At 62.7% G+C, this 6,696-nt stretch carries 4 protein-coding genes; all 4 read left to right on the top strand.

What is annotated here, in order from left to right:
• Positions 1–7: 7 nt before the first annotated feature.
• The gene (gene kdpB / locus H8B20_RS08800; RefSeq protein WP_210622876.1) at positions 8–2,065 is read left to right on the top strand and encodes a potassium-transporting ATPase subunit KdpB; all 2,058 of its coding nucleotides are present in this window, start codon (positions 8–10) and stop codon (positions 2,063–2,065) included.
• A gap of 227 nt (positions 2,066–2,292) precedes the next feature.
• Positions 2,293–2,838 carry a potassium-transporting ATPase subunit KdpC gene (gene kdpC, locus H8B20_RS08805; protein WP_210622877.1) on the top strand — a complete coding sequence of 182 codons (546 nt, stop codon included), beginning with the start codon at positions 2,293–2,295 and terminating at the stop codon, positions 2,836–2,838.
• A gap of 130 nt (positions 2,839–2,968) precedes the next feature.
• Positions 2,969–5,620 carry a sensor histidine kinase gene (locus tag H8B20_RS08810; protein WP_210622878.1) on the top strand — a complete coding sequence of 884 codons (2,652 nt, stop codon included), beginning with the start codon at positions 2,969–2,971 and terminating at the stop codon, positions 5,618–5,620.
• 48 nt (positions 5,621–5,668) lie between these two features.
• Positions 5,669–6,367 carry a response regulator gene (locus H8B20_RS08815; RefSeq protein ID WP_210622879.1) on the top strand — a complete coding sequence of 233 codons (699 nt, stop codon included), beginning with the start codon at positions 5,669–5,671 and terminating at the stop codon, positions 6,365–6,367.
• Positions 6,368–6,696 lie beyond the last annotated feature (329 nt).

Genomic DNA, 6,696 nt, shown 5'->3' on the forward strand with positions numbered 1-6,696 from the left:
GTCAATGATGAATATGCCCGCAATCAAACCCGCTGCCGCCAAAGCACCGGAACAAGCGAAAACCGCGATCTCGGCCCTGTGGCGTCCGGCGCTGGTGCAAGCCTTCGTCAAACTCGACCCTCGGCAACTGAAGCGTTCGCCAGTGATGCTGGTGGTCGAGCTGACCGCGATTTTCACCACGGTGCTGTGCTTCATTCCCGACGCTGATGTGCCGACGTTCGTCGCCGCGCAAATTGCCCTGTGGCTATGGTTCACCGTGTTGTTTGCCAACTTCGCCGAAGCCTTGGCCGAAGGCCGCGGCAAGGCCCGCGCCGACAGCCTCAAGGCTGGCAGCGAAGGCTTAAGCGCTCGACGCAGACAGGCTGACGGCAGCTTCCAGGTTGTGCCGGCGACAAGTCTGCGCAAGGGCGATGTGGTGCGCGTCGAAGCGGGGGAGATGATCCCCGGTGACGGCGAAGTCATCGAAGGCATTGCTGCGGTCAACGAAGCGGCGATTACCGGTGAATCGGCGCCGGTCATTCGCGAGTCCGGCGGCGACCGCTCGGCGGTCACCGGCAACACCCGACTGGTGTCTGACTGGCTGCTGGTGAAGATCACCGCCAACCCCGGTGAATCAACTCTCGACCGCATGATCGCTTTGGTCGAAGGCGCCAAACGCCAGAAGACCCCGAACGAAGTCGCGCTGGATATCCTGCTGATCGGTCTGACGCTGATCTTTCTGCTGGTGGTGGTGACCCTGCAACCCTTCGCCCACTTTGCCAACGGCAGCCTGCCGCTGGTGTTTTTGGTGGCGCTGTTGGTGACGCTGATTCCGACCACCATCGGCGGCCTGCTGTCGGCGATCGGTATCGCCGGGATGGATCGTCTGGTGCGCCTGAACGTGATTGCCAAGTCCGGTCGCGCGGTGGAAGCCGCGGGCGATGTGCATGTGCTGCTGCTCGACAAGACCGGCACCATCACCTTCGGCAACCGTCGTTGCAGTGCTGTGTATGCTGCGCCTGGCGTGACGGGCCGTGACTTGGCCGAAGGTGCGTTGCTCGCGTCGCTGGGTGACGAAACCGCCGAAGGCAAATCCATCGTCGAGTACCTGCGCGGTCTGCATCCGCAACCTGAGCCTTCGCCGCAAACCCTGACGGTTGTGCCGTTCAGCGCTGAAACCCGCTTGTCCGGTGTCGACTATCAGGGCCGCATTTATCGCAAGGGTGCGGTGGATTCGCTGCTGAGTTTCATCGGCCAACCACGCGCCGATCTGGCGCCGGCCCTGTCGCGGGAAATCGACAAAATCGCCCAGAGCGGCGGCACGCCGTTGCTGGTCTGTGTCGACGGTAAATTGCTCGGCGCGATCCACCTCAAGGACGTGGTCAAACCGGGTATCCGCGAGCGTTTTGCCGAGCTGCGCAAACTGGGGATTCGCACGGTGATGGTCACCGGTGACAACCCGCTGACCGCTGCTGCGATTGCGGCTGAAGCGGGCGTCGATGACGTCCTCGCCGAAGCCACTCCGGAAAAGAAACTGGCGCGTATTCGCCTCGAGCAGAACGACGGTCGTCTGGTCGCGATGTGCGGTGACGGCGCCAACGACGCCCCGGCGCTGGCGCAGGCCGACGTCGGCATGGCGATGAACGACGGCACGCAAGCCGCACGCGAAGCGGCGAACATGGTCGACCTCGACAGCGATCCGACCAAGCTGCTGGACGTGGTGCAGATCGGCAAGGAATTGCTGGTGACCCGTGGTGCGCTGACGACCTTTTCCATCGCCAACGACATCGCCAAGTATTTCGCGATTCTGCCGGCGTTGTTCGCCTCGATCTACCCGCAACTGGGCGTGCTGAACATCATGCACCTGAGCAGTCCGCAGAGCGCGATTCTGTCGGCCATTGTGTTCAACGCTTTGATCATCGTAGTGCTGATTCCGCTGGCTCTGCGCGGTGTGCGCGTGCAAGCGGCGAGTGCGGCGGCGTTGCTGCGACGCAATCTGCTGATCTATGGCGTGGGCGGGATTCTGGTGCCGTTTGTGGGGATCAAGGCGATCGACATGCTGCTCACGGCGTTGCATCTGGTGTGAGGCTGAGGAGCCCCTCACCCTAACCCTCTCCGGGGGGAGAGGGAACTGATTGAGGTGTTTTGGCGAGTTACGCCTACCTGAGATACCGAGCCGAACTCAGGTCTTGAAAAACACATGGATCGGCTCCCTTTCCCCTCGCCCCCTTGGGGGAGAGGGCTGGGGTGAGGGGGAAGAAATTTCCCTGACACGCCACCAAAAGTTTGCCCAACGAATTCGAGGATTATGAAATGTCCACAATGATACGTCCGGCCCTGAGCCTGCTGGTGCTGATGACCCTGGTCACCGGCGTTGCCTATCCGCTGGTCGTCACGGGCGTCGCGCAGGTCGCGTTTCCCGAGCAGGCCAACGGTAGCCTGGTGCACGACGCCGCCGGCAAGGTCCGCGGTTCATCGCAGATCGCCCAGGATTTTGTCGGCGATGCATGGTTCCATCCGCGTCCATCGGCCGGCGCCTTTGCCACTGTTTCCAGTAGCGCAAGCAACCTGGCGCCGAGCAATCCGGCACTGGCCACCCGCGTGATCGACGACGCCACCAAGTTGCAGGTTCCAGGTCAAGGCCCGGTGCCGCTGGCGCTGCTGACTACTTCTGGCAGCGGCCTCGATCCGCACTTGCCTCCGGCGGCAATTGCCTATCAACTGGCGCGTGTCGCGCAAGCGCGTAACCTGCCGGTGTCGACCGTGCAGCAACTGCTTGATGCGCACATCGAGCGGCCGCTGGTGGGACCGCCGGTGGTGAATGTGCTTGAGTTGAACATGGCACTGGAAAAACTCTGAATCGGCGGCGCGGCCATTCGCGAGCAGGCTCGCTCCCACAGGAGACTGCATACTCCTCGTGGGAGCGAGCCTGCTCGCGAAGAGGGCCACTAGAACACTGCATAACCATCAGTAAGAGAGAACTTCAAGCATGAGCGACTCCGGCCGCGCCGACGCACTGTTAGCAGACCTGCCCCGCGACGGCCGAGGCCGGCTCAAGGTTTTCCTTGGCGCCGCGCCCGGTGTCGGCAAGACCTACGCCATGCTCCAGGCCGCCCACACCCAACTGCGCCAAGGTGTGAAAGTCATCGCCGGCGTCGTTGAAACCCACGGCCGTGCCGAAACCGAAGCGTTGCTCGGCGGCTTGCCGCAGCAGCCTCTGGTGCGTTCGGAATACCGTGGCGTGATGCTCGAAGAAATGGACCTCGACGGCCTCCTCGCCGCCAAACCGAAGCTGGTGCTGGTCGATGAACTGGCCCACAGCAACGCCCCCGGCAGTCGCCATGCGAAACGCTGGCAAGACATTCAGGAACTGCTCTCGGCCGGCATCGACGTTTACACCACGGTCAACGTCCAGCACCTCGAAAGCCTCAACGATCAGGTGCGCGGCATCACCGGCGTGCAGGTGCGCGAAACCCTGCCGGACTGGGTGCTGCAAGAAGCCTTTGAGTTGTTGCTGATCGACCTGCCGCCGCGCGAATTGCTCGAGCGACTGCGCGAAGGCAAGGTCTATGTGCCGGAGCAGGCGCGGGCGGCGATCGATGCATTTTTCACCCAGACCAACCTCACCGCATTGCGCGAACTGGCGATGCAAACGGCAGCGGCACAAGTCGATAACGACCTCGCCCAAGGCTATCGCCAAATGGGTCAGGCCGCACCGGCGGTGCGCGGACGTTTGCTGGTCGGCATTGATGGCGATGCCCAGGCCGAGCGTCTCGTGCGTCACGCCAGCCGCGTTGCACAGCGTCGACATTTGCCGTGGAGTCTGGTGCACGTCGACAACGGCAGCGTGCGCGACGAGCAATCACGTCTGCGTTTGCAAAGTGCTCAGCAACTCGCCGAACGCCTCGGTGGCGAAGTGGTGTTGCTGCGCGCCGGCGAGGTGGCGAAAACCCTGATCCAGCATGCTACCGAACGCCGCGCGAGTCTGGTGCTGGTGGGCCAGTCCCGGCCACGATTGCGCCGTCGTCTGTTCGGTGGAGGGCTGGCCGCGCGGTTGTTGCGTCAGGCTCATGGGCTGGAAATCAACGTCCTCGACAGCGATCAACAACAGGATCAACCGCGTACTCGAAATCCACTGACACTGGTTTGGTTCGACTACATGCTGGCGCTGGTCGCCACGGTGCTGGCCACTGCACTGGCGTGGGCAGTGTCGAGTGTGTTGCCGCTGCCGAACATCTCGCTGGTGTTCCTGGCGGCCGTGTTGCTGGTGGCGGTGCGCAGCAGTCTCGGCCCGGCGCTGGCCTGTGCGGCGTTATCGTTTCTGACCTACGACTTTTTGTTCATACCGCCAAATTTTTCGTTCAGCATCCAGCGCGAAGAAGACGTGCTGACCTTGCTGTTCTTTCTGTTGATGGCGGCGCTCACTGGCAATCTGGCTGCGCGTCAGCGTCGGCAATTGCAGGCGTTGCGCGACACCCAGGAAGAAACCTCCGAGCTGCTCGACCTGTCGCGCAAACTCACCGCCGCCACCGACCGTCAGGCCGTGGTCAATGCCGCCGCGCAGCACCTCAATGGCTGGAGCGATCTGCAAATCTGCTTGCTCAATCGCGACGGGCAGGCTGGCTGGAAAGTTGAAACCGGTGGGCCGCTGCAATTCACCGAGTCCGAACGCGCTGCCGCCGATTGGGCCTGGCAGCACGATCAACCGGCCGGGGTGGGCACCGGCACGCTGCCGTTCGGTCGCTGGTGGTGGTGGCCGCTGTCGGTCGAGGACGGTCCGCTGGCGCTGCTCGGGGTGTGCGCCCAAGAGGGCCAGACCTTGAGCGGCCAGCGTCGTCGTTTGCTCACCGCGCTCAGTCAGCCACTGGCACAGGCGTTGGCTCGCGCGCAGTTGGCGGATGATCTGGAAGCGGCGCGCTTGCACGGCGAAACCGAGCAATTGCGCAGCGCGCTGCTGGCCTCGGTTTCCCATGATTTGCGCACGCCGCTGACGTCCATGCGAGGCAGCATCGACAGCCTGTTGGCCCTCGGCGAAGCGATCCCGCTGGAGGATCGACGCGAGCTGCTCGAAGGCACCCGTGATGAAGCCGAACGCCTCGACCGCTACATCCAGAACCTGCTCGACATGACGCGCCTGGGCCATGGCGCGCTGAAACTCGCGCGTGACTGGGTGTCGCCGGCCGATATCGTCGGCAGTTCGCTCAATCGTCTGCGCGCAGTGCTCGCGCCGTTGCAGGTCAGCACTGAGGTGCCGGCCGAGTTGCCGTTGCTGTACGTGCACGCGGCGTTGATCGAGCAGGCGCTGGTCAATGTGCTGGAAAACGCCGCGCGTTTCTCGCCACCCAACGGCCGATTGCAATTGAATGCTGGCGCGAACGACACCGAAATTTACTTCTCGGTCAGCGACGAAGGACCTGGGATTCCCGAAGACGAGCGGGCGAAGATTTTCGATATGTTCTACACCGCCGCACGCGGTGATCGCGGCGGCCAGGGCACCGGCCTCGGCCTGGCGATTTGTCAGGGCATGGTCGGTGCGCATGGCGGGCGAATCAGCGTTGCCGATGGCATTGACGGGCGCGGCACCTGCATCACCTTGCACCTGCCATTGCAGGCGCAACCGGGGATGGACGATGAAGCCTGAATCTGACTGCGCTACTCTCTTGCCAATCTTTTGTGTTGATGTGAATTCATGAGCCAGACCGCGACCATTTTGGTCATCGACGACGAACCGCAGATCCGCAAGTTCCTGCGCATCAGCCTCGTTTCACAAGGCTACAAAGTGCTCGAGGCCGGCACCGGCGCCGAGGGCCTGGCGCAAGCCGCGCTGAATAAACCGGACCTGCTGGTGCTCGACCTCGGCCTGCCGGACATGGACGGCCAGCAAGTGCTGCGCGAATTTCGCGAGTGGGCCACGGCGCCGGTGCTGGTGCTGTCGGTGCGCGCCAGCGAAGGGCAGAAGGTCGAGGCATTGGACGGTGGCGCCAACGACTACGTGACCAAACCGTTCGGCATTCAGGAGTTTCTGGCGCGAGTGCGCGCGTTGTTGCGTCAGGCGCCAGTGGGAGAAGCGCAGCAGGCAGCGCTGAATTTCGGCCCGCTGACGGTGGACCTGGCCTATCGACGGGTGTTGCTTGATGGCGTCGAAGTGGCCCTGACCCGCAAGGAATACGCGGTGCTGGCGCAACTGGCGCGGCATCCGGGACGGGTGATCACCCAGCAGCAATTGCTCAAGGATATCTGGGGGCCGACGCACACCGAGGACAGTCATTACCTGCGGATCGTGGTTGGGCATTTGCGCCAGAAACTGGCGGATGATCCGATGCGGCCACGGTTTATCGTGACAGAGGCGGGGGTAGGGTATCGGCTGATTAGCGACAACACCCTTTGAATTTTGGGTTGTCCTTTCTGGCCTAATCGCTGGCAAGCCAGCTCCCACAGGTATCTCGGGTGTGTTTGCGCTTGTCTTTCACACTAAACACTGTGGGAGCTGGCTTGCCAGCGATGAGGGCCTGACATTCAGCAGAGAACTTCAGGACTCTCCCACAGGTATCTCGGGTGTGGATGAGAACTGTGTTTCACACAGACCACAGTGGGAGCTGGCTTGCCAGCGATGAGGGCCTGACATTCAGCAGAGAACTTCAGGACTCTCCCACAGGTATCTCGGGTGTGGATGAGAACTGTGTTTCACACAGACCACAGTGGGAGCTGGCTTGCCAG

This window comes from Pseudomonas sp. P42 (assembly GCF_017973755.1).
In the GTDB taxonomy this organism is placed as follows: Bacteria; Pseudomonadota; Gammaproteobacteria; order Pseudomonadales; family Pseudomonadaceae; genus Aquipseudomonas; species Aquipseudomonas iridis.